This window comes from Actinoallomurus sp. NBC_01490, assembly GCF_036227085.1.
GTDB classification, from domain to species: Bacteria; Actinomycetota; Actinomycetes; order Streptosporangiales; family Streptosporangiaceae; genus Actinoallomurus; species Actinoallomurus oryzae.
Window position 1 is genome coordinate 4,472,022 of sequence record NZ_CP109433.1, and the last position, 22,270, is coordinate 4,494,291.

Here is a 22,270-nt window from a genome sequence, read left to right on the forward strand (position 1 = left end):
GCGGCACGGCCGCGCCCCCCTGTTCACGCGTTCAGCCGCCGATTTTCCCGGACATGTCGTACTGCTTGTAGAGCTGTGCCGCGTTCTCCTTGGTCACCTGGGTGGTGTGCAGCACCTGTTTCTTGCTCACCTGCTTGCCGTGCGTGATGGCGTAGGCGGTGTCGGCGGCCTCCTTGGCGCAGGTCGGGTAGACGAACGTGCTGGTCAGCTCGCCGAGCTGGACGGCGCGGATGCCGCCGTCCGGGATCGCCAGGCCGTCGGTGCCGATGAACTTCATCTGGCTCTCCCGGTGCTGCGCCTTGGCGGAGAGGTACGCGCCGAGCGTCATCGGGTCGTTCTGCCCGTACACCAGGTCGATCTTGGGGTACTTGCTCAGCCACTGTTGCATGATCGGCACGGCGGAGTCCTTGAGCCACTTCGCCTCGCGGTCCGCGACGATCTTGATCTTGGGGTTGGCCTTGATGCCGTCGCGGAACCCCTTGTCCCGGTCGATCTGCGGCTGGTCGGACATGATGCCGCGCAGCTCGACGACGTTGCCGCCGTTCGGCAGCTGCTTGACCGCCTCCTGCCCGGCCAGCTTGCCGATCTCGTAGTTGTCGCCGCCGATGAAGGAGGTGTAGCAGTCGGTGTTGACGCTGCGGTCCAGGATGATGACCGGGATCTTCGCCTGGCACGCCTGCTGCACGGCCGCGGTCAGCGGGGCCGGCTCGTTCGGCGAGACGATCAGCACGTCCACCTTCTGCTGGATGAAGTTCTGCACCTGGCTGACCTGCGTCGCGCTCGACTGGTGCGCGTCGGCGATCGGCAGCAGCTTCATGTCGGGGTGCTGCTTCATGAAGTACTCGAGCTGCAGGTTGAGCTGCGCGCGGTACGGCTCCGCGTTGTTGGACTGGGAGTAGCCGACGACGAACTGCTTCTTGCCGCCGGTGCCCGAGCCGCCCGAGCTCGACGGCGCCTTCGACGCGCAGCCCGCGGCGAGGGTCACCACCGCCACGACCGCCACGAGCGGGCGAATCAACGATCTCACTTTTCGTCTCCTTCTCGGGGTGAAGATCCGATCAGGCGTCTGACCGGGGTGAGAGCGGCGGCGAAGAAGCCGGGCCGCTGGAGGACGACCGCCGCGACGACGATCAGGCCCTTGATGACGAGCTGCCAGTTGTCGCTGACCGCGTTGAGCCCCAGCACGTTGTCCAGCAGCGTGAGGATCAGCGCGCCGACGAACGTGCCGACGATCGTGCCCCGGCCGCCGGCCAGGCTCGTACCCCCGATGACGGCCGCCGCGATGGCGTCCAGCTCGTACGAGGTGCCGGCGAGCGGGTCGGCCGAGGCGCTGTAGGCCGCGTCGATCGGCCCGGCGAACCCGGCGAGCATCCCGGACAGCACGAACACGGTGATGGTCACCGCGGTCACGTTGACGCCGGAGAGGCGGGCCGCCGTCGCGTTGCCGCCGACCGCGTACACGTGACGGCCGAACCGCGTCTTGGACAGGATCAGCTGGAACACGACGCAGACGACGACCAGCGCGAGCACGGGGTAGTAGACGCCCTGGCCGAGGACGCCGGTCAGCACGTTGTGCCCCGGCGTGCCCAGGTCCTGGAACTGCGCCGAGTGCGGCGTCAGGTGTCCCTGGTCGCCCACCACCTGCGTGCCGACGCTGACGTTGTTGGAGTACTGCCGGTCGAGCCCGCGCACCACCGACAGCATCGCCAGCGTCATCACGAACGACTGGATCCGCAGCCACGTCGTACCGACGCCGTTGCACAGCCCGAAGAACGCCCCGACGAGCATGCAGATCGGCACGATCTCCCAGGGCGTCAGGTTGTGGTGGACGAGCATCATGGCCGAGACCATCGAGCCGATGCCCAGGATGGACCCGACCGACAGGTCGATGCCGCCGGTGAGGATCACGAGGGTCACGCCGACCGCGAGGATGCCGCGGGAGGCGAACGCGCCGACCGCGTTGGTGAGGTTGGTCTGGTTCCAGAACACCTCGCCCTTGGTGGCGAGCCCCAGCACGATCACGAGGATCAGGCCGATGTAGCCCTGCAGCGAGCCGAGCACCGGCAGCAGCCGCCGCATCCGGGTCCGCAGTCGCGGCGGCGAGCCACCGGCCTTCGCGGCCACGGTCTCCTCTTCGGTCGCGGTCTGGTCAGGCATCAGCGGTCTCCTGATCGAGTACGGCCTGGCGCGCCATCGCGGCGGCGAGGATGTCCTCCTGGGTCGCGGGCGGGCCGTGCGCCGGGTCGCGGTGGAACTCCCCGGTGAGGCGTCCCTCGCAGAGCACGAGGATCCGGTCGCACATGGCGATCAGCTCGGGGAGTTCGGAGGAGACCACCAGCAGGGCGGTCCCCTTTCCGGCGAGCCGGCTCATCAGCGCGTGGATCTCGGCCTTGGCACCCACGTCGATGCCGCGGGTCGGCTCGTCCATGAGCAGCAGCGCCGGCTCGGTGAGCAGGCACTTGGCCAGCACCACCTTCTGCTGGTTGCCGCCCGAGAGGTTGCGTACGGTCGCGTTCAGCCCGGGTGTCTTCACCCGCAGGTCACGCACCTGCCCGGCCACCGCGGCGCGCTCGCGCCGCCGGTCCACGAACAGCCGGGTGTAGCGGCCGAGCGCCGCCAGGCTCGCGTTGAACGCGACGGTGTTGCCGAGCACGAGGCTCTGCGCCTTGCGGTCCTCGGCGACCAGCGCCAGGCCGCGCCGGATCGCGTACCGCGGCGAGCGCGGCCGGTACGGCTCGCCGTCCAGCTCGATCCGCCCGGCCGAGGGCCGGTGGGCGCCGTAAAGGGTCTCCAGCACCTCGGTGCGGCCCGCGCCCATGAGGCCGGCCAGCCCGACGATCTCCCCGGCGCGTACGGTCAGGTCGACGTCGTGCAGCGCCGACCGGCCCGCCTCGGCGCGCAGCGACAGGCCCTCGACCCGCAGCCGCACGTCGCCGCCGCCGTGCTCCCCGGTCTCGCGGGGGAACAGGTCGCCCATCGGACGGCCGACCATCATCTGGATCAGCTCGGCCCGCGTCGTGCCGGCCATGTCGCGCCGTCCGATGTACGCGCCGTCGCGCAGCACGGTGACCGAGTCGGCGATCTCCTCCAGCTCCTCCAGCCGGTGGGAGATGTAGATGACGGCCACGCCGCGGCCGGTCAGGTCGCGGATCACCTCGAACAGCCGGTGCACCTCGGCGTCGGCCAGCGCCGACGTCGGCTCGTCCATGACGAGGATGCGCACGTTGTTGCTGAGCGCCTTGGCCACCTCGATGAGCTGCTGCTCGGCGATGCGGCAGCTGCGGACCAGGCGGCGCGGGGACAGCCGCAGGCCGAGGCCGGCCAGCAGCTCCGCGGTACGGGCGTGCGCCGCGGACCGGTCGCGGGTACCCCACCGGGTGCGGGGTTCCCGGCCGAGGAAGATGTTGTCCGCGATGGACAGCTCCGGCACGAGGTTGAGCTCCTGGTGGATCATGGCGATCCCGTGCCGCGCCGCGTCCTTGGGGGAGTGGATCGCCACCTCCTCCCCGCCCACCTCGATGACGCCGTCGTAGTCGCCGTGCACGCCGGCCAGGACGTTCATCAGCGTCGACTTGCCCGCCCCGTTCTCGCCGAGCAGGGCGGCCACCTCCCCGGCGTGCACCGTCAGGTCGACACCCGACAGTGCCCGCACGCCGGGGAAGCTCTTGCCGATGCCCCGCATCCGGAGCACGACTTCACTGGTCACCGGCTGCTCCAGGCCTGGTAGGACGCGGCCGACCAGGGCGGGCCGTCCGGCGTCAGGGTGACGGTGATCGAGCGCCGTCCGGCGGTGACGCTCGCCGGCACCTGGTAGGTGTCGTCCAGCCAGCGGTGGGTGGTGTTGCCGAGGGGCTGGAGCCAGTCCGGCAGCGCGTGCCCGTCCACGCTCACCTTCGCGTGCTGGTAGGGGGTGTTCTGGTCGCTCGTCCGCAGGAGCGTGACGCCCTTGTTGGCCGGGTCGACGGCGAGCCGGAAGGTGACCGGCGCCGTCGCGGGCCGGACGTTCGCGGTGAGCGCGGTGTTCGTGCCCTCGAAGGTCGAGCTCAGGCTGGTCACCGGGGCGGTCCCGGTGTAGCCGTGCGCCTTCTCGCTCGCCGCGTCGCCGAGGGTCAGCGTGTCCGTACGCCGGGACGCGGCGGAGTCGCGGCCGTACCAGAAGGCGGTCGTGGAGTAGTTCGCCGCCACGTCGTCGCCGGGCCCGTGCTCGATGCCGAAGGTGATCGCCGAGCCGAACGGCACCGCCTCGTTCAGCATGAACCGGTACGCCCCGGTGCAGTCGGAGCCGGCGGCGCAGCCGGTCGTGGCGGTCAGGTGCGCCGGGTCGCCGTTGAACGGCTCGGTGTAGGTGTCGCGGTTGAAGTACCAGCCGCTCTGGTAGAAGTCCTCGGTTCCCGTCCCGTGCATCTGTGGGCTGCGCGAGCCGTCGGTGTAGACGCGCTCGTCGCCCTCCAGGAACGCCCGCGACGCCGGGCCCTGCATCGAGGAGACGACGCCCACGAACTTGCCCTGGCCGGTGGCCTGCAGGTACGCCCAGTCCTTGCCGTTCTCGGTGGCGCCGGCGCGGGACTGCGTGCGGAAGTAGCCCTCACCGGCCATCGCGTGGCGCCCGGAGGTGACCTGGGCGTCCCCGGCGGTCACGGTCAGCGGCGAGCCGTTGTACAGCTCGACCTTCGCGTCGTGGCCGTACGGCATCGGCCACCAGGCGGCGTAGGAGTGCGCGGCCGGGTCGATGCCGGTGAACAGGGACCGTACCGGCGCGACCGCGAAGCCGGAGCCGAAGAACTCCCCGAGCGGCGAGTCGACGGTCCGCTTCCCGTCGAAGGTGATCCGCACCCGCAGGCCCTGCAGGAGCTGCTGCGCGGTGTGCAGCCTGGCCAGCTCGTCGTCGCCGAGCGGGTAGGCGAACACCCGGTCGCCCTGCCAGGTCTGGCCGGTGATGGCGTACGCGTGGGCGGACTCGTCCGCGGTGTCGCCGACGTCGACCGTGTCGGTACGGGTGAGCGAGCCGCCGACGTGGCTGTCGGCCCAGTAGGTGAACTCGTTGTAGTCCAGGTCGGAGGAGACGAAGGTGTTCTCGATGGTGAGCTGCGACTTCCCGGCGGTCAGGCTCGCCGGCAGCTCGACCGACTCCTCGGCCCACTGCCCGGCGCCCCGGGGCTCCGTCGGCCCCCACTGTCCGGCGGCCTGGCCGTCGACGGAGATCGTGGCGCGCTGGTGGCCGATCTCCGGGTCGTAGCGGCGCGTCAGCCGTACGCCCGTGTTGGCCGGGTCGACCTTGACGGTGAAGGTGCTCGAACCACCGGCGCCGAAGGCACGCCCCTCGTCCTCGACGTTGTGCGGCGTGACCTGCTCGGCCTGCGGCAGCGTCAGCCGTACGGCCGACAGCTCGCCGGGGCCCGCCTCGCGCGCCAGCGTCGCGGTCGCGCCGGGCGCGAGGTGGAGCGCGGTCCCGCGGGTGCGGGCGCCGGGCAGCGGTGCCTTGGGGTCCCGGGTGCCCGCGGCCCTCAGCTTCGCGATGACGTCCGTGGCCTTGTCGGAGGGGTCGAAGGTCCGCACGCCGGCGTCGTCGGCGAAGGCCCGGTAGGTGACGTGGTAGAAGATCGGGTTCTTGTCGGTGGTGATCCGCATCGAGTGCCGGAACGGCATCGGCACCTCGACGTACACTCCGCCGGAGCTCTGGTCGGCGTTGGCGACGAGCGGGTTGACGAACGGCGCGCCGACCTTGCCGTCGACCAGGTCCTGGAGCGACGCGTGCACCACGTCACGGCCGTCGAGGGTGATGGTGATGTCGCCGGTGGCGCGCACGTCGCCGTTGTCGCGGGTGAACCAGATCGCGTCCACCTCGCCGGCGCCGTCGTGCTCGGCGATGACGCAGCCGTCCGCGGTGGTGCGCAGGCAGGAGTACGTCCCGTCGAAGCCGTCGTTGTTGCCGCCGGTGCGGTCGAAGCTGGAGAACTGTCTGGTCTGCACGCCGGTGCTCAGCCGGGCGAGCCGCTCGGGGTGGCGGTAGACGTCCCAGCCGACCGGGCCCTTGGCGTTCGCGGGGGCCGCCTGGGCGTGGGTCGTGACGCCGGTCAGCGCGCCGGCGGCGAGGAGGAGGACGGCGAGGCGTCTCAGGTGAGGTCTCATCGAAGGTCACCGAACCCGTCGAAGTCGATGGACAGCAGCTCGCAGACGGCACGCAGCTCCGCCACGTACTCGCCGGGGACCGCGTGGATGTGGTTGGCGCCGAACCGGGACAGGAACTCCTCGCTGTCCACGCGCAGCCGGGCGAACGCGTGCGGCCACTCGTACGTCGACTGGCGCATCATCGCCTCGTTCATCGCGTCGTCGTAGGTCTCGAAGGCGCCGCGCATGACGTGCATCCGGTACCGCCCGTCGTAGCGGGTGAGGCGCGCGAACGTCATCTCGCCGGGGGCGGCGAGGTGCTGCACCGACGCGCCTCCGGCCGGGAAGTAGAAGACCTCCGGGTGGAAGTGCACCTTTGCGAGGTTCTCCGCCGGGTCGGCCGAGCGCGCGGCGTACCAGGTCGCGTGCTGACCCGAGTTGCACAGGTCCCACACGTCCTTGTCGGCGTGGTAGTGGCGCACGTCGGCGAACAGCACCGGGTCGCCGGACAGGAGCTTGAGGATCTGCATCGTCAGCGCGCCGTCCATGTCGGCCTCGGTCGCGGTGACGTGGGTCTCCTTGGGGCCCTCCCAGTCGTACGGGTCGTTGAGGAACGCCTCGGTGACGTCCATGGTGGCGAAGTGGGTGGTCAGCTCCGGCTGGCCCTTGATGCCGGAGAAATCCAGGTTCCACTCGTCGATCAGCTCGCGCACGGCGTAGTACGAGCGGATCTGGCGTTCGAGCAGCTCGGGCGTCAGCTGCTTGCCGTCGTAGTGGACGTTGCCGTGCTTCTCCAGCCAGTCACGCCCGGCCGCGACGCGGGAGGCGTCGGCGTTCTCGGCGCGGCGGACGACCTCCCACTGGTCGATCTCCTCGACGTCGACGCCGAACTGGCGCATCCACTGGTCGGTGTTGGCGGTGGCGGTGTACATGCCCATCGGCCGGCCGCCGATCCGGCCGAACGTCGAGCCGCGCAGGCCGGTCACGGCCGTCGCGGCCCGGACGCTGGTGAGGATCCGGCCGGTGATGGCCTCCGGGTCGCCCCACACGCGGGAGTGGACGCGGCCGGCCTGGTCGAGCGCGCCCCCGCCGGCGAGCATGCCGACCATGCCGGGGTACTGCGGGTCGATGTTGCCGACGAGCAGCAGCGGGCCCGGGGTGGCGTCCGCGGCGAGCATGGTGAAGTGCGGGAACGCCCACACCGGATAGTTGAAGATGGTCAGGTCGGGCCGTTGCCCGGCCACCCACCGCGCCTCGGTGGTGGCGAGTTCGTTGGTCCAGATGACGTCACGGGCGGTGATCACCTCGTGCCCGTGCGCCCGCAGCAACTCGGCGAGGGTCCGTGTCGACTCGCCCACATGGTCGGCGACGTCGCGCGCGACGAAGTCACGCCCGTCCGACATGCTGAGAAGACCGATTCGCGCCACGCGTGACCTCCGGTTCGACGTCCCGGCCGCCTTCTCCGATCGGGCGCCGGGGTGCGGTAGAGTCATCGAGAAATCGATTTCTGAAATCGATTTCTCGGAACGTAGATCGTGGCTTCCGGACCTGTCAACCCCCGGCATCCGGGTGACCGTGGACAATGTTCCGGGTGGCGAGGAGGGGGACCGGCACATGGCGCAGGTGACGATCCGGGAGGTCGCGCGGACGGCGGGCGTGTCGCCCGCCACGGTGTCGCGCGTGCTGAACACCTCCGAGACGGTCTCGCCGGATCTCAAAGAGCGCGTGCTCGCCGCCGTGCGCGCCCTCGGCTACCGCCCGAACAGCCAGGCCCGCAGCCTGCGCACCCGGGCGACGACCGTGCTCGGCGTGATCATCTCCGACATCACCAACCCGTTCTTCACCGCGATGGTCCGCGGCGTGGAGGACGTCGCCAGCGCGGCCGGCTACTCGGTGGTGCTGGCCAACGCCGACGAGGACCTGCGCAAGGAGCAGCGCTACCTGGAGGTGGCCGCCGCCGAGCGGATGGCGGGCGTGCTGCTGTCGCCCGCCTCGGCCACCGAGACCTCCATCGACGTGCTGGCCGAGCGCGGCATCCCGGTGGTCACCATCGACCGGCGGCTCAAGACCGCCGACGTCGACTGGGTGATGGTCGACAACCACCGGGCCGCCAAGGAGGCGACGCTCCACCTCGTCGAGCAGGGCTGCCGCCGGATCGGCTTCATCGCCGGCCGCCTGGGCACCACGACCGGCGCCGGCCGGCTGGCGGGCTACCGCGCGGGCCTGCGGGCGGCGGGCCTGCCGTCGGCGCGCGAGCTCGTGGTGAGCGGGGAGTTCCGCATCGACGGAGGCCGCGAGGCGACCGAACGGCTGCTCGCCCTGCCCGACCGCCCGGACGGCCTGTTCGTGTCCAACAACCTGATGACGATCGGCGCCGTGGACGCGCTCGACACGGCGGGGGTGCGCTTCCCGGACGACATCGCCCTGGTCGGCTTCGACGACATGATGCCGGCGCTGAGCCTGCGCTCACAGATAACCGCGGTGAGCCAGCCGACGTACGAGATCGGCCGGCAGGCGACGGAGCTCCTGCTCAGGCGAGTGAGCGGTGAGTCGTTCCCCGAACGCCACATCACCTTGGCCGCGGAGCTGAAGGTCCGGGAGAGCTCGATCCGCACCTGACCCGGCCGTTGACGGGCGCCGGCGGCCCCACCTACCGTGACCCCATACCGACTGGTCGGTATGTACGGCATTCGCGGTGGAGAGGAACGGCATGGACTTCGGGTTCGACGCGACGACCGGCGACTACCGGAACCGGCTGCTGGAGTTCATGGACGCGCACGTCTACCCGGCCGAGCCGGTCTACGCCGCCCAGGCCGCCGAGCGCACCGACCCGTGGTCGACGCCGCCGGTCATCGAGGACCTCAAGGCCGAGGCGCGCAAGCGCGGCCTGTGGAACCTCTTCATGCCCCACGAGCCGTACGGCGCCGGGTTGACGAACCTGCAGTACGCGCCGCTCGCCGAGATCATGGGCCGGTCCCCGAAGATCGCGCCGGTCGCCCTCAACTGCGCCGCGCCCGACACCGGCAACATGGAGATCCTCGCCATGTTCGGCACCCAGGAGCAGCGGCAGCGGTGGCTGGAGCCGCTGCTGGACGGGGCGATCCGCTCGGCGTTCTGCATGACCGAGCCCGCGGTGGCCTCCTCCGACGCCTCGAACATCTCCCTGCGCATCGAGCGCGACGGCGACGAGTACGTCCTCAACGGGCGCAAGTGGTGGTCCTCGGGCGCGCTCAGCCCCGAGTGCGAGATCTTCATCGTGATGGGCGTCACCGACCCGGACGGGCCCGCGTACCGGCGGCAGAGCATGGTCCTCGTGCCCAAGGACACCCCCGGCGTCACGGTCGAGCGCGGCCTCACGGTCTTCGGCTACGACGACGGCACCCACGGCGGGCACGCCGAGGTCGGCTTCGACAACGTCCGGGTGCCGGTCGGCAACATCCTGCTCGGCGAGGGTGAGGGCTTCCGCATCGCCCAGGAGCGCCTGGGACCCGGCCGCATCCACCACTGCATGCGCGCCATCGGCATGGCCGAGCGCGCGCTGGAGCTGATGTGCGAGCGGGTCACCTCACGCGTCGCCTTCGGCGTCCCGATCGCCGACCACGGTGTCGTCCAGGACTGGATCGCCGAGTCGCGCATCCGCATCGAGCAGGCCCGGCTGCTGGTCTTCAAGACCGCGTGGCTGATGGACACCGTCGGCAACAAGGGCGCGCGCGTGGAGATCTCGGCGATCAAGGCGGCGGTGCCGGAGATGGCGAACTGGGTCATCGACCGCGCCATCCAGGCGCACGGCGGCGGAGGAGTGTCGCAGGACTTCCCGCTGGCCGAGCTGTGGGCCGGCATGCGCACGCTGCACCTGGCGGACGGGCCGGACGAGGTGCACAAGCGCTCCATCGCCCGCCGCGAGCTCGCCCCGTACCGGAACCGCTGAGCGGCACGGATGGCGCAGGGGACGGCGGAGGTTCCCGGGCGGGCGCGGCCGCTGCCGGAGCGGTTGCTCGAGGCGGCCACGCGCCTGTTCGCCGAGAACGGCTACGAGAACACCTCGGTGCAGGAGATCGTCGCGGCGGCGGGCGTCACCAAGGGCGCGATGTACCACTACTTCGCGGCAAAGGACGACCTGCTGTATGAGATCTACCACCGCCTGCTCGCGCTGCAGACCGAACGCCTGGACCGGATCGCCGGCGGCCCGGGTACCCCGGAGGAGCGGCTGCGCGACGCCGTCCTCGACGTGATCGAGACGAGCTGCGCCCACCTGGACCAGCTGACCGTCTTCTTCCGCTCGATGCACCTGCTGCCAGAGGACAAGCGCCGGGCCGTACGCGCGGAGCGGCGGCGTTACCACGAGCGGTTCCGCGCCCTGGTCGAGGAGGGCCGGCGGGACGGGACGTTCCGGACCGACGCGCCGGCCGACCTGGCGGTCAACTTCCTGTTCGGGGCGGTACATCAGATCAGCACCTGGTGGCACCCGGACGGGGCGCTGGGCCCCCGTGACGTCGGCCGGTACTACGTCGCCCTGTTCCTCGACGGCCTGCGCCGCGCCGGGAACCCGGGGGTCTGGCCGCCGTCCGTGACGGCACTGTAAGACTGGCGTCATGCAGAGGAAGATGTCACTGGAGGCCCTGGCGCGCGAGCTGGCGGCCCGGGCCGGGGCCGACACCACGGGACGCAGCTCCGAGACCGTCTTCGGCGGTCACGAGCGGACGCTGCGGCAGACGGCCATCGCACTGACCGCCGGACAGTCGATGTCGGAGCACGAGAGCCCGGGCGACGCGACGCTGTACGTTCTGCAGGGCCGCGTCCGCCTGACCGCCGACGCCGACTCGTGGGAGGCGCGCACCGGCGACCTGCTGATCATCCCCGACGTGCGACACGGCCTGGAGGCCCTGGAGAACTCCGTCATCCTGCTGACCGTCGCCAAGACGTGAGTGTCCAGGTCTTCTGCTACCCGGAAGACGCCGTGCTCACCGGGCCGGCCGAGCTGTGCGCTCTGGCCGCCGGGCTCGGCGCTGACGCGATCGCGGTGGCGGTCCGTTACCATCCGGCGCGCCGCTGGTTCGCTCGTCACGGCGTCGTACGGCACTCACCGCCCGGGATCACCTACTTCCCGCCCGGCGAGGATCGGTACGGGCGGCTGCGGCCGCTCACGGTCGCGGGGGAGGAGGAGACCACCGCCCTGCGTGAGCTGCGGGAGGAGGCGCCGCGCCACGGCCTCGCCTTCCACGCGTGGACGGTCGTGCTGCACGACGACCCGGTGGTGGCCGCGCACCCCGAACTCGCCGCGCGCACGCTCGACGGCACGCCCACGATCCACGCGCTGTGCCCGAGCCACCCGGACGTGGTCGAGTACGCCGCCGCGCTGGTCGCCGACGTGTGCGCCCGGTTCTCCCCGGACGTGGTCGAGCTGGAGTCCGCGCTGTACGCCGCGTGGGACCCGTCGTACGTCATCTCGCTCGAGCTGGCGCCCCTGACCGGGATGGCGCGGGCGCTGGCGGGGCAGTGCTTCTGTGGCGCCTGCGTACGGCTGATGGAGGAGCTCGGCCACGACCCGGCGGAGCTGCGGGCCCTGGCGCTCGCCGGCGAGGGCGCCCCGACGCTGCGGACGGTGCGCGCGCACGGCGTGCGGCGCGTCATGGAGGCGACCGCGGCCGCCGCGCACGAGTACGACACGGCAGTCCGCCCGCTGATCTTCGATGACCCGGACATGGCCGCGCTCCAGGGCTCCGGCCCGGACGCGTTCGCACCGGCCGACCGGGTCGGCGTCGGCTGCGGAACGCTGGCCGGCGACGCGCTCGCCGCCCGGTACGGCGGCCTGGCGGCCCTGGCCGGCGACCGGCCGCTGCTCGCGTCGCTGAACTGGAGCCCGGACCGCACCGAGGGCCGCCTGGCCGACGACGTCCGCGCGCTGATGGGAGTGGGGGCGGCCGACATCGCGCTGTACAACCTGTCGCTGGTCCCGGAGAGCGCCCTGCCGGACCTCGCCGCCGCCGCGCGAGCCGCCAAGGGAGGATGAAAGACTCGGGCGTGTCACCACGGATGAGGAGGAAACACGCATGAGCGTACGTCCTGGGTTCCATCTGGCGATACCGGTGGACGACATCGGACGCGCCCGTGCCTTCTACGGCGGCGTGCTCGGCCTGCCCGAGGGGCGCTCGTCGGACGTGTGGGTCGACTGGAACTTCTACGGCCACCAGGTGGTCACCCACCGGGTGCCGGGCACGGCGGGCTCCGCGGGGAGCAACCCGGTCGACGGGCACGACGTGCCGGTGCCGCACTTCGGCCTCATCCTGCCGCCGGAGGACTTCCACGCGCTGGCGGGGCGGCTGCGGGACGCGGGCGTGGAGTTCGTCATCGAGCCGTACGTCCGGTTCGCGGGCGAACCGGGGGAGCAGTGGACGATGTTCCTGCGCGACCCGGCGGGCAACGCGCTGGAGTTCAAGGCGTTCGCCGACGAGTCACAGCTGTTCGCCAAGTAGCCCCGGAAGGGGGGCGACCGTCGCGCGGCCTTTTCCCCGCCGGCCGGATGTGCTTCACTGTAACTGGTCGCTTACATGGGTGGTGTCGCATGACGACCGAGTCGCCCCCCGGACTCGAAGATCTCGACCTGTCCGACCTGGACTTCTGGGCGCGCCCGCTCGACGAGCGGATGGCCGCCTTCGCGGCGTTGCGTGCGCGGGAGCATCCGGTCTTCTTTCCCGAGCTGTCCGTGCCGCTCGTGCCGGCCGGCAAGGGGTACTGGGCGCTCGTACGGCACGCCGACGTGAGCGAGGCGAGCCGCCATCCGGACGTCTTCAGCAGTGAGCCGAGCGCCACCACGATCCCCGACCTCCCGGCGTACATGGGGCGATACTTCGGTTCGCTCATCAACATGGACGACCCCCGGCACGCCAAGATCCGCCGGGTCGTCTCCCGTGCCTTTACGCCGAAGATGCTCGCCAAGACCGAGGACGACGTACGCCGGCGCGCCGTGCGCATCGTCGACGAGCTGATCGAATCCGGGCCCGGAGACTTCGTGGCCAAGGTCGCCGTGCGACTGCCGGTCGAGGTCATCTGCGACATGCTCGGCATCCCCGAGCGCGACTACGCCCGGGTCATCGCCCGGACCAACGTCATCCTCGGCAACTCCGACGAGGAGTACACCGGGGTCAGCCCGGACCGGATCGACCGGTTCACGATGGCCCGCGCGCTGTTCCGGATCGTGCGCGCGGCCCGCGACCTGCACCGCCTGGCGGCCCGCCTCGGCCGCGAGCGCGTCAAGAACCCGACCGACGACCTGACCTCGGCGCTCGTCAACGCCAACGTCGACGGCGAGCGGCTGACCACGCGTGAGCTGGGCTCGTTCTTCCTGCTGCTCGTCGTGGCCGGCAACGAGACGACGCGTACGGCCCTGAGCCACGCGCTGAAGCTGTTCACCGACTTCCCCGAGCAGCGGCGGCTGCTCCTGGAGGACTTCCACGGGCGGATCGGCGGCGCGGTGGAGGAGATCGTCCGCTATGCCACGCCGGTCATCTTCATGCGCCGCAACGTGACGCGCGACCACGAGATGAACGGGCACACGTACCGCGCGGGCGACAAGGTGCTGCTGTTCTACAACGCGGCCAACCGCGACGAGGCGGTCTTCACCGACCCGGACACCTTCGACATCACCCGTACGCCCAACCCCCACGTCGGGTTCGGCGGCCCCGGACCGCACTTCTGCCTCGGCGCCAACCTGGCCCGCCGGGAGATCAGCATCATGCTGGAGGAGCTGTTCACCCGGCTCCCGGACATCCACGCGTCCGGCGAACCCGACCGCCTGCTGTCGGGATTCATCAACGGCTACAAGCGGCTGCCCTGCGCGTTCACCCCTCCGGCCTGACCGCCGCTCAGCTCGGTACGCCGAGGACGGCCGCGAGCCAGCGGAGACGTTCGACGCCCGGCGGGATGCGCTCGGGCGTCAGGCGCCCCGTTTCCAGGACCATGAGCTCGCCGCCGCTGATGCTCCAGTTCGGCGCCCTGCCGTGCAGGTGCGCGTCGACGAGAGCGGGCGACAGAAGCGTCCGCGCCGCGTACGGGTCGGCCGTCTCCACGCGGAAGCGCCGGTCGAACCCCGGGTGTCCGATCTCGACCCCCGAATGCCCGCCCAGGGCGCGCACCATCCGTGAGCCCAGGCGGCGGTTGCCGACGGAGATCTCGGGCCACGCGCCCGGCAGCGCCGCGACGAACACCGACAGATTGACCTCGGTCGTCTGCGCCTGGCCCTCGGCGTTGGTGGTCGTGGTCTCGTACCGGCAGTCGGCGGCGGTCACCGGCAGCACGCCGATGGTCCCGTACGCCAGCCGCCGCATCCGGAACCCCCGCAGGTGCGCCAGCCGTGGCCGCCAGCGGGTGGCGGCGTCGCCCTCGTGCATCCGCCATCCGCTCGCCATGGTCCAGGCGTAGAGGGCGTCCCGGCGACGTCGCTCGGCCTTGATCTGCGCGGTCCGCAGGGCGCGGAAGAGCACGGTGATCCCGGCGCCCATGACACCCATGACGAACAGCAGTATGAGCAGGAAGACCAGGAAACCCATGACGACATGATCGCGGGTGCCCGCCGGTTTCCGCGACGGGCCGGTCAGGGCAAAGCGACGTACTTGCCGAGGAACGCCCGCGCCGTCGCGGTGTCGAGCCGGTAGTCGAGGTTGGCCGTCCGGCACGCGTCGTCGTCACCGCTGATCGTGGTGGCCACGATCAGGTCGGAGGTCGGCCCGCCGAGGAAGTTGGGACCGCCCGAGTCGCCGAAGCAGGTGCTGCCGTCCTTCTTCGCGGAGTCCATCGACAGCTTGAGCCACGTGCGGGTGAGGTTGCCGAAGGAGATCGACGTACGGCGGCGGGTGTCGGAGTAGTGGAGCGTCTTACCGTCGTCGGTGGGCAGCGCCGAGCCGTAGCCCACCGGGGTGAAGGACGACTTCGCCAGGGTGCCGTCGGCCTGGAGCCGGTCCAGCAGGCCCGCGGTCGGCAGGCGCGCGGGCTTGATCCCGGCGATGGGCGTGCTGAAGACGACGACCGCGATGTCGTGGGAGTCGGACTTCTCGGCGTACTCGGGGTCGGCCTTGTAGCGGCCGATGTAGACGCCGGACCCGAGCTGGTAGTGGCTGGAGAAGGAGACCATCGCGGTCTTCTGGTCCTTCTCACCGCAGTGGGCGGCGGTGAGGAAGACGGTCGGCGAGATCAGGGTGCCGGTGCAGTACGACCAGGTGCCGTCGGGATACGGCTTGGCGTTGACCATCGCGCCCACGGACGGGTGCGTCTCACCGTCCGGCATGCCGTTGGTGATCGCCGATGCGGGGGAGGGAACCACCGCGATCAGGGCAGCAATGATCGCGGCAAGGGGGACAAAACGCATGGCATGCACCTTAATGCCGCAGGTCACGCGATGTGTAGGGAAGTTACCGACTAAGATGCGAAAGAGTAAAAGATCTACCTTCTCCTGTTCCACCAGGACACCGCACCACGGACCTACCTCCGGTTCTCGGCATCGCCGGTCGGGCTCTCAGCCCTCGACGTCGTCGGCCACGGTGGAGGTCGAGGTGTTGAGGATGCCGTCGAACGCGTCGAGGACGGGGACATGCAGGTAGGCGCTTTGCAGCCGGATGCGGTCGGGACTGGGACCGGGGGCGCGGCCGGCGCCGTCGGCGGGCTCGCGGTGCGCGCGGCGGAGATCCGCGATGCCGAGTCCGAGGTCGGCGTCGGCGAAGGCGGCTTCGATGCTTCCCGGCTCGGGAGGCTCCAGAGCGGTGTCTTCGACGACGAAGCCGAAGCGCGTGTTCTCGTCGCGGCGCATCTCCGCCGTGTGCCCGGCGGTGCTCGTCAGGCCGAGGGCGAAGTACTCATCGCCGAGGACCCTGTGCAGGTGCTGTCCCATCGGCAGCGTCGTGAGGTGGCCGTCGAAGGAGACCGGTGACTTCTGAATGTGGGCGTTGTGGGCAGCCAGCACGACGCGGGTCCCGGGTTCGAGGTGCTCCAGGTGCCACAGGACCGACCCGGCCATGTAGAGGTCCCGGGCCGAGGTATCGGCGGTGAGGCCGCCGCCGGCGAAAAGGTCGGCCATGGCGCGGAAGGTGTAGTCCGCGTGGCAGGCGCCTTCGAGACGCCGCAGGGCGATGTCGTAGCCTTGCTGGTCGCCGCGGGAGACGTAGAGCGGTTCGACGGAACGGAACCGGATGAGCAGGCGCATCAGGACCGCGCTGAGAGCATCCTGGTCGGCGGTGGCCAGGCGTGCCCAGGCGGGCGCGGCCACGGCCCCGGACTCGCCGGCGAACGATTCGGCGATCCGCATCGCCGTCTGGACCGCCGGTAGGGTCTCGGGGTCGATCCGGCGCAGATAGTCGGCGATCGGGGCCAGGGCGGGAAGCAAGGACCCACCGGCCGCCGGGATGTCGATTCCGGCGAAACGCGCCGGCCGCGAGGCCGCGCGGTTGTGTCGGCGCATCCAGCGCAGTGGCTCGGCGAGTCCCACGGGGATCGCCGCGGCCAGGTGGGACGACAGATCGTCCTCCGCGCCCTCGCCCTGGACCCACGCGTCGAGGGGAAAGCCCTCGCTGAAGCCGTATTCGAAGGCCAGCACGGTGAAGCCGCAGCGTTCGACCAGGAACCGAAGGATGCGCCGGCGCATGAGTGCGAACTCGTTGATGAAGTGGGAGTTCTCGCCGATCGCGACGACGCGGGCTCCGCCGATGATGCCGCGCAGCGGCTCCAGGTCATCGAGCGGTGCCTCAGGGTCGAGGTGGGTGAGCGGGATGGCATGGGAGCGAAGCCGGTCGGCGAACCGGTCGTAGTGGGACGAGGCGGGCATGCTGGTGGCGCGACTCTCCGTGCTGGAAGGTGGACGGATCACTGCGGAGTGATCGGCGCCGCGTTCTCCAGGTCGCCGATGTCGCCGGACATGATCGCGGGGATGTGTTCGGTGATGTGCTGGAGCGGCCAGTCCCACCAGGCCAGGGCCAGGAGACGGTCGATGTCCGCGTCGCCGAAGCGGCGGCGGATGAGCCTGGCCGGGTTGCCGCCGACGATGCCGTAGTCGGGAACGTCGTCGACGACGACGGAACCGGAGGCGATGATCGCTCCGTGGCCGATGCGGATGCCGGGCATCACCATGGCCCGGTAGCCGAACCAGACATCATTGCCCACCACGGTGTCGCCCCGCCCGGGCAGGCCGGTGATGAGGTCGAAGTGCTCGGCCCACGAACCACCCATGATCGGGAAGGGGAACGTCGAGGGGCCGTCCATGCGGTGGTTGGCGCCGTTCATGATGAATCGCACACCCTCACCCAGCGCGCAGAACTTTCCGATGACCAGTTTCTCGGGCCCGTAGTGGTACAGCACGTTACGGGTCTCGAAGGCGGTTGGATCGTCCGGATCGTCGTAGTAGGAGAACTCCCCGACCTCGATGAGCGGCGAGGTGATCAGCGGCTTCAACAGGACCACACGCGGCTGCCCGGGTACTGGATGCACCACGGTCGGGTCGGCGGGGACAGGCGGCATGACGAGTCGTTTCTCTTCCTGAAAGGGTGTCCACTAGTGCGACAAATGCTGCATTAAGATGCTGGCATGACACCGTCCCGCTGAGCAACCGGATAACCAGCGATGACTCCCACAGCAGCACGACCGGAGGACACCCGTCCGACGCCACCGGCCCGACGCCGCCCCGGTGGCCGTACCGCACGTATTCGTGCGCAGGTACACGACGCGGTCCTCGCAGAGCTCGGCGAACACGGTTACGACGGGCTCACGATGGACGCCGTCGCCGCCCGCGCGGGCGTGCACCGCGCAACGGTGTACCGGCGTTGGGGTGACGTCGGTGGCCTGCTCGCCGACGTCCTCGACGCGGCGAGCGACGACGGCTGGCAGCCACCGGACACCGCCTCGCTCAAAGGCGACCTGGCGGCACTGAACCACGAGATTCAGGAGGCCCTGACCGCACTGCCGCCGATCGTCGCAGCCTTGATCGCCGCCTCGTTCCGCTCCGAGAAGGCCGACCAGGCCCAACAGCGGCTTTGGGAGGACCGGTACGCCCGCTGCGAGGTCATCGTCAGCCGGGCCATCGGGCGCGGCGAGCTCCCGCCGCACACCGACGCTCGGCGACTGCTCATCGCCGCCACCGCGCCGGTGTATCACCAGCTGGTGCTTCTCCGCACGGCACCCGACCCGAACCTGCCCGACCATGCGGCCGGAACCGCCGCCCTCGCTGCCTTCGCCGGCGCCTTCGCCGGGCCCCCGCCTGACGACGACACCTGACGGACATCCTCAACAGGGCCGGGCCGGCCCTCTGCGACGTGGCCTGGCCACGCCTGCAGGAAGCCCGCGCGTGCACGCGTGGGTGGAGTCACCTCAGCCGCTCGATTCGCGGACGACCAGTTCGGGCTGGAACATGATCTGCTGGTGTGCGTGGCCGTCCGGGTCGTCGCACTCGTCCAGCAGCAGTTCGGTGGCGATCTTGCCGAGCTGGTACGTCGGCTGCCGGATCGAGCTGAGCGGTACGGCGGCGGCCGAGCTGAACTCGATGTCGTCGTAGCCGATGAGCGCGACGTCCTCCGGGACGCGCACGCCCGCCTGGAGCAGGACGCGCAGCACGCCGAGGGCGAGCAGGTCGTTGGCGCAGAACACGGCGTCCGGCAGGCCCTCGTCGAGGAGGGTACGGGCGGCGAGCTGACCGCCGTGCGCGTTCATCTCCGGGACGAGGACGTCGGCCAGCGTGCCGGGCGGAAGCCCGGATGTCTCCAGGGCCCGCAGGGCGCCGCGCCGCCGGTCGCCGCACTGGCGTATCGCCTTCGAACCGCTGACGAACGCGAGCCGGTGCGCGCCGTTCTCGATCAGGTGGCGCACCGCGAGCTCGCCGCCGGCGACGTCGTCCACGGCGACCGAGCACACGTCGCCGGAGGCCGAGTGGTCGACGAACACCACCGCGACGCCGCGCTCGCGGAGCCGCCCCAGGCCGGAGACGTCGTCGCCGGCCGGCGTGATGAGGACGCCGCGGACCCGCTGTTCGGCCAGGACCCGCAGGTTGCGTGCCTCCTTCTCGAAGGACTCGCCGGAGTTGCACAGGATGACCGCGTGGTCGCGGTCGCTGACGACGTCCTCGACGCCGCGGGCGACCTCGACGAAGAAGGGGTTGCCGACGTCGAGCACGACCAGGCCGATCGCCCGGCTCTGCCCGGCACGCAGGGTGGAGGCCGAGCCGTTGCGTACGAAACCGAGTTCGCGAATGGCCTGCTCGACGCGCGAACGGGTCGCGGCGGCGACGCGCTCGGGGCGGTTCAGCACGTTCGACACCGTGCCGGGAGACACGCCGGCCCGCCGCGCGACCTCCTTGATGCCCACGGTCACCATCGCCGCGCCTCCTCCAGCCGGTGGCGTTCACTAAAGCGAACCAATTAAAACGTGTCAACCAGGCCGGACCGAAGCCGCCGCTCCGCCACCGACGGTGACTTTCTCGTTATCTATATGCCATAACCGCAGCTCAGAGGCCTAATTGTGCGAGAAGGAGGGGATCGGATGCCGGATCGCCCCCTTGACGTATCCTCCGGCCAGACTTAGCGTCCCGGGTCAACTTCGTTAAAACGTTTTTACATCGTTCACCTTCCGGGAGCGAAGCATGAGCGAGCCGGCCGCGATCCTCGCGCTGGACAACGTCGGCAAGTCGTTCGGCGCCGTCCAGGCACTGCGGGGCGTGTCGCTCGACCTGCGCGGCGGAGAGATTCACGCGCTCGCCGGGGAGAACGGGGCGGGTAAGTCCACGCTGGTGAAGACCCTGGCGGGTGTGTATCGGCCTGATCAGGGACGGGTGTTGTTGGACGGCCGTCCTGTGGAGTTCCACGGTCCTGGTGATGCGCAGCAGGCGGGTGTTGCGGTGATCTATCAGGAGCCGACGTTGTTCCCGGATCTGTCGGTGGCGGAGAACATCTTCATGGGGCGTCAGCCGCGGGCGGGGTTCGGTCGTATCGATCGGCGTCGGCTTCGTGCGGAGACGGCGAAGCTGTTCGAGCGGTTGGGTGTGGTGTTGGATCCGGATCGTCCGGCGCGGGGTCTGTCGATTGCGGATCAGCAGATCGTGGAGATCGCGAAGGCGATTTCGCGTGAGGCGCGTGTGTTGATCATGGATGAGCCGACGGCGGCGTTGTCGGGGAATGAGGTCGCGCGGTTGTTCACGGTCTCCCGGACTTTGCAGGGTCAGGGTTGTGCGTTGTTGTTCATCTCTCATCGGTTGGAGGAGATCTTCGAGCTGTGTCAGCGGGTGACGACCCTGCGCGACGGGCGGTACGTCTCCACGGAAATGGTCGATGACCTTACGCCGGATGAGCTGGTCCAGCGGATGGTCGGCCGGGAACTCGACACGTTGTATCCGAAGCAGGAGGCCACGCTCGGCGATCCCGTTCTGGAGGTGTCGCGGCTGACTCGTGAGGGTGTGTTCACGGATGTGTCCTTCGAGGTGTGTGCGGGGGAGATCGTCGCGTTGGCCGGTTTGGTCGGTGCCGGGCGCAGTGAGGTGGCTCGGGCGATTTTCGGTGTCGATCGTTATGACGCCGGGACCGTGATGGTCGGCGAGGTCAGGTTGCCGGGTGGTAGCCCGACGGCTGCGATGGCGGCGGGTATCGCGTTGGTGCCGGAGGATCGGCGTCAGCAGGGGCTGGTCATGGACGGCTCGATCGAGCGGAATATCGGTTTGACCACGCTGCGGTCGCTGCGGCGGGGTCCGGTGATCTCCCGGAAGGTCGAGCGTGATCGGGCGGCGGATTGGGCGATCCGGCTCCGGTTGAAGTACGCGCGCCTCAGCGACGCGGTCGGGGTGTTGTCCGGTGGTAACCAGCAGAAGGTGGTGCTGGCCAAGTGGCTGTCGACCGAGCCGTCGGTGTTGATCATCGATGAGCCGACCCGGGGGATCGATGTGGGCACCAAGGCGGAGGTGCACCGGTTGTTGTCGGAGCTGGCCGGTCAGGGGCTGGCGGTGTTGATGATCTCCTCTGATCTGCCGGAGGTGCTCGGTATGGCCGATCGGGTGCTGGTGATGCATGAGGGGCGGCTGGCCGCCGAGATCCCGCGGGATGAGGCGAGCGAGGAGAGTGTGATGGCCGCTGCGACCGGTCGTGCCCGGCAGGAGGCGGCGTGATGGCGGCCGTGACCGTTGACGCGGGTGGGCGCCGGCTCGTCGACACCGTTCTGCGGGCGCGGGAGTTGAGCATTCTCGCGGCGTTGGTCGTGCTGGTGGTCGTCACGACCGCGGCGAATTCCTCGTTCCTGTCCCAGCAGGGGGTCAAGGACATCTTCTTGAACGCTTCGATTCTGGCGTTGCTGGCGGTCGGGCAGACGATGGTGGTGGTGACCCGCAACATCGATCTGTCGGTGGGGTCGGTGGTGGGGCTGGTGGCCTTCGCCTCGGGCAAGTTCGTGCTCGGCCACGACCGCAACATCGTGGTGGTCCTTGTCGTGGGCGTGGTGATCGGTGCGGTGTGTGGGCTGGTCAACGGGGTGTTGGTCAGCTTCTTCAAGGTCCCGGCGCTGGTGGTGACGCTGGGCACCTTGTATGTGATCCAGGGGGCGGATTATTACTGGGCGCACGGGCAGCAGATCAACGCCGCTGATGTGCCTTCTTCCCTGCTGGAGCTCGGGAGCGGCAGTGTGCTGGGGGTTCCGTACCTGCCGTTGATCACGATCATCGTGATGCTCGCGGTGGGGTATTACCTGCGCTCGTTCCCCTCGGGGCGGGAGTTTTACGCGATCGGCTCGAATCCCGATGCGGCGCGGTTGGCCGGGATCGCGATCCGTAAGCGGATCCTGACGGCCTATGTGGTCAGTGGTGTGCTGGCCGGGCTGGCGGGGGTGTTGTGGCTGGCGCGGTTCGGCACGGTGGTGGCGGATGCGGCGCATGGGTGGGAGTTGAAGGTGGTCGCTGCGGTCGTCGTGGGTGGGGTGGCGATCGTGGGTGGTCTGGGCAGTGTGTACGGGGCGGTGTTGGGGGCGTTGTTGCTGACCACGATCGGCAGTGTGCTGGTGGTGTTGAAGGTCAATTCCTTCTGGCAGGACGCCATCGCCGGTCTGTTGTTGCTTTTGGCGATCAGCGTGGACCGTCTGTTGTCCCTGCGTGTCACCCGCGCGCTGCGAAGGAGGAACGCCCGCCATGGCGCCTGAAGCCCCCGTGAAGGATGCGGCC

Annotated in this window: 20 protein-coding genes; 10 read left to right on the top strand and 10 right to left on the bottom strand. The window is 70.1% G+C overall.

The window, feature by feature from the left end; genetic code table 11:
- Nucleotides 1-31 precede the first annotated feature (31 nt).
- From OG417_RS21410 to OG417_RS21430, 5 genes are read right to left on the bottom strand one after another with little or no spacing between them, the layout of a single operon-like run.
- Nucleotides 32-1,027, bottom strand: coding sequence for a substrate-binding domain-containing protein (locus OG417_RS21410; protein ID WP_329258799.1), 996 nt, complete (start codon nucleotides 1,025-1,027; stop codon nucleotides 32-34).
- On the bottom strand, nucleotides 1,024-2,157 hold the full coding sequence (locus tag OG417_RS21415; protein WP_329258802.1) for an ABC transporter permease: 1,134 nt from the start codon (nucleotides 2,155-2,157) through the stop codon (nucleotides 1,024-1,026). The genes OG417_RS21410 and OG417_RS21415 overlap by 4 nt, the downstream gene beginning before the upstream one ends.
- Nucleotides 2,150-3,706 (bottom strand): sugar ABC transporter ATP-binding protein, encoded by a 1,557-nt coding sequence (locus tag OG417_RS21420; protein ID WP_329258805.1) that lies wholly within the window; start codon nucleotides 3,704-3,706, stop codon nucleotides 2,150-2,152. Before OG417_RS21420 ends, OG417_RS21415 begins: the two co-directional genes overlap by 8 nt.
- Nucleotides 3,703-6,129, bottom strand: a complete 2,427-nt coding sequence (locus OG417_RS21425) for a glycoside hydrolase family 172 protein (RefSeq protein WP_329258807.1) — start codon at nucleotides 6,127-6,129, stop codon at nucleotides 3,703-3,705. Before OG417_RS21425 ends, OG417_RS21420 begins: the two co-directional genes overlap by 4 nt.
- Nucleotides 6,126-7,535: an L-fucose/L-arabinose isomerase family protein gene (locus OG417_RS21430; protein WP_329258810.1), complete on the bottom strand. Its 1,410-nt coding sequence runs from the start codon at nucleotides 7,533-7,535 to the stop codon at nucleotides 6,126-6,128. The genes OG417_RS21425 and OG417_RS21430 overlap by 4 nt, the downstream gene beginning before the upstream one ends.
- Nucleotides 7,536-7,683: 148 nt before the next feature.
- Between OG417_RS21430 and OG417_RS21435 the strand changes: the two genes are divergently transcribed.
- The 7 genes from OG417_RS21435 to OG417_RS21465 all read left to right on the top strand — a co-directional run bounded on the left by OG417_RS21435 (nucleotide 7,684) and on the right by OG417_RS21465 (nucleotide 13,963).
- Nucleotides 7,684-8,727 carry a LacI family DNA-binding transcriptional regulator gene (locus OG417_RS21435; protein ID WP_329258813.1) on the top strand — a complete coding sequence of 348 codons (1,044 nt, stop codon included), beginning with the start codon at nucleotides 7,684-7,686 and terminating at the stop codon, nucleotides 8,725-8,727.
- A gap of 91 nt (nucleotides 8,728-8,818) precedes the next feature.
- On the top strand, nucleotides 8,819-10,036 hold the full coding sequence (locus OG417_RS21440) for an acyl-CoA dehydrogenase family protein (RefSeq protein ID WP_329258816.1): 1,218 nt from the start codon (nucleotides 8,819-8,821) through the stop codon (nucleotides 10,034-10,036).
- 9 nt (nucleotides 10,037-10,045) lie between these two features.
- Nucleotides 10,046-10,690 carry a TetR/AcrR family transcriptional regulator gene (locus OG417_RS21445; protein WP_329258818.1) on the top strand — a complete coding sequence of 215 codons (645 nt, stop codon included), beginning with the start codon at nucleotides 10,046-10,048 and terminating at the stop codon, nucleotides 10,688-10,690.
- A 10-nt stretch (nucleotides 10,691-10,700) separates the two neighbouring features.
- Nucleotides 10,701-11,033, top strand: coding sequence for a cupin domain-containing protein (locus OG417_RS21450; protein ID WP_329258820.1), 333 nt, complete (start codon nucleotides 10,701-10,703; stop codon nucleotides 11,031-11,033).
- A complete protein-coding gene (locus OG417_RS21455) occupies nucleotides 11,030-12,118 on the top strand; it encodes a hypothetical protein (RefSeq protein ID WP_329258824.1) in 1,089 nt (362 codons plus the stop codon). Before OG417_RS21450 ends, OG417_RS21455 begins: the two co-directional genes overlap by 4 nt.
- A 40-nt stretch (nucleotides 12,119-12,158) precedes the next feature.
- Nucleotides 12,159-12,581 (top strand): VOC family protein, encoded by a 423-nt coding sequence (locus tag OG417_RS21460; protein WP_329258827.1) that lies wholly within the window; start codon nucleotides 12,159-12,161, stop codon nucleotides 12,579-12,581.
- An 89-nt stretch (nucleotides 12,582-12,670) separates the two neighbouring features.
- Nucleotides 12,671-13,963, top strand: coding sequence for a cytochrome P450 (locus OG417_RS21465; protein WP_329258830.1), 1,293 nt, complete (start codon nucleotides 12,671-12,673; stop codon nucleotides 13,961-13,963).
- A 7-nt stretch (nucleotides 13,964-13,970) separates the two neighbouring features.
- On the opposite strand, the gene OG417_RS21470 is transcribed toward OG417_RS21465, so the two are convergent.
- The 4 genes from OG417_RS21470 to OG417_RS21485 all read right to left on the bottom strand — a co-directional run bounded on the left by OG417_RS21470 (nucleotide 13,971) and on the right by OG417_RS21485 (nucleotide 17,607).
- Nucleotides 13,971-14,654 carry a hypothetical protein gene (locus tag OG417_RS21470; protein ID WP_329258833.1) on the bottom strand — a complete coding sequence of 228 codons (684 nt, stop codon included), beginning with the start codon at nucleotides 14,652-14,654 and terminating at the stop codon, nucleotides 13,971-13,973.
- 44 nt (nucleotides 14,655-14,698) lie between these two features.
- Nucleotides 14,699-15,469: a trypsin-like serine protease gene (locus OG417_RS21475; protein ID WP_329258836.1), complete on the bottom strand. Its 771-nt coding sequence runs from the start codon at nucleotides 15,467-15,469 to the stop codon at nucleotides 14,699-14,701.
- 147 nt (nucleotides 15,470-15,616) lie between these two features.
- Entirely contained in the window at nucleotides 15,617-16,918 is a 1,302-nt protein-coding gene (locus OG417_RS21480; protein WP_329258840.1) for an erythromycin esterase family protein, read from the bottom strand.
- 38 nt (nucleotides 16,919-16,956) lie between these two features.
- Nucleotides 16,957-17,607 (bottom strand): CatB-related O-acetyltransferase, encoded by a 651-nt coding sequence (locus tag OG417_RS21485; RefSeq protein ID WP_329258843.1) that lies wholly within the window; start codon nucleotides 17,605-17,607, stop codon nucleotides 16,957-16,959.
- A gap of 102 nt (nucleotides 17,608-17,709) precedes the next feature.
- Here OG417_RS21485 and OG417_RS21490 point away from each other — a divergent pair, with 102 nt between their 5' ends.
- Entirely contained in the window at nucleotides 17,710-18,360 is a 651-nt protein-coding gene (locus OG417_RS21490) for a TetR/AcrR family transcriptional regulator (protein WP_329258845.1), read from the top strand.
- 93 nt (nucleotides 18,361-18,453) lie between these two features.
- Here OG417_RS21490 and OG417_RS21495 read toward each other — a convergent pair whose 3' ends face one another.
- Nucleotides 18,454-19,452: a LacI family DNA-binding transcriptional regulator gene (locus OG417_RS21495; protein WP_329258847.1), complete on the bottom strand. Its 999-nt coding sequence runs from the start codon at nucleotides 19,450-19,452 to the stop codon at nucleotides 18,454-18,456.
- Nucleotides 19,453-19,717: 265 nt separating this feature from the next.
- Here OG417_RS21495 and OG417_RS21500 point away from each other — a divergent pair, with 265 nt between their 5' ends.
- Together OG417_RS21500 and OG417_RS21505 are read left to right on the top strand one after the other, a co-directional pair.
- Complete coding sequence (locus tag OG417_RS21500; protein ID WP_329258849.1) at nucleotides 19,718-21,229, top strand: sugar ABC transporter ATP-binding protein; 1,512 nt, start codon at nucleotides 19,718-19,720, stop codon at nucleotides 21,227-21,229.
- Nucleotides 21,229-22,248 carry an ABC transporter permease gene (locus tag OG417_RS21505; RefSeq protein WP_329239665.1) on the top strand — a complete coding sequence of 340 codons (1,020 nt, stop codon included), beginning with the start codon at nucleotides 21,229-21,231 and terminating at the stop codon, nucleotides 22,246-22,248. The genes OG417_RS21500 and OG417_RS21505 overlap by 1 nt, the downstream gene beginning before the upstream one ends.
- Nucleotides 22,249-22,270 lie beyond the last annotated feature (22 nt).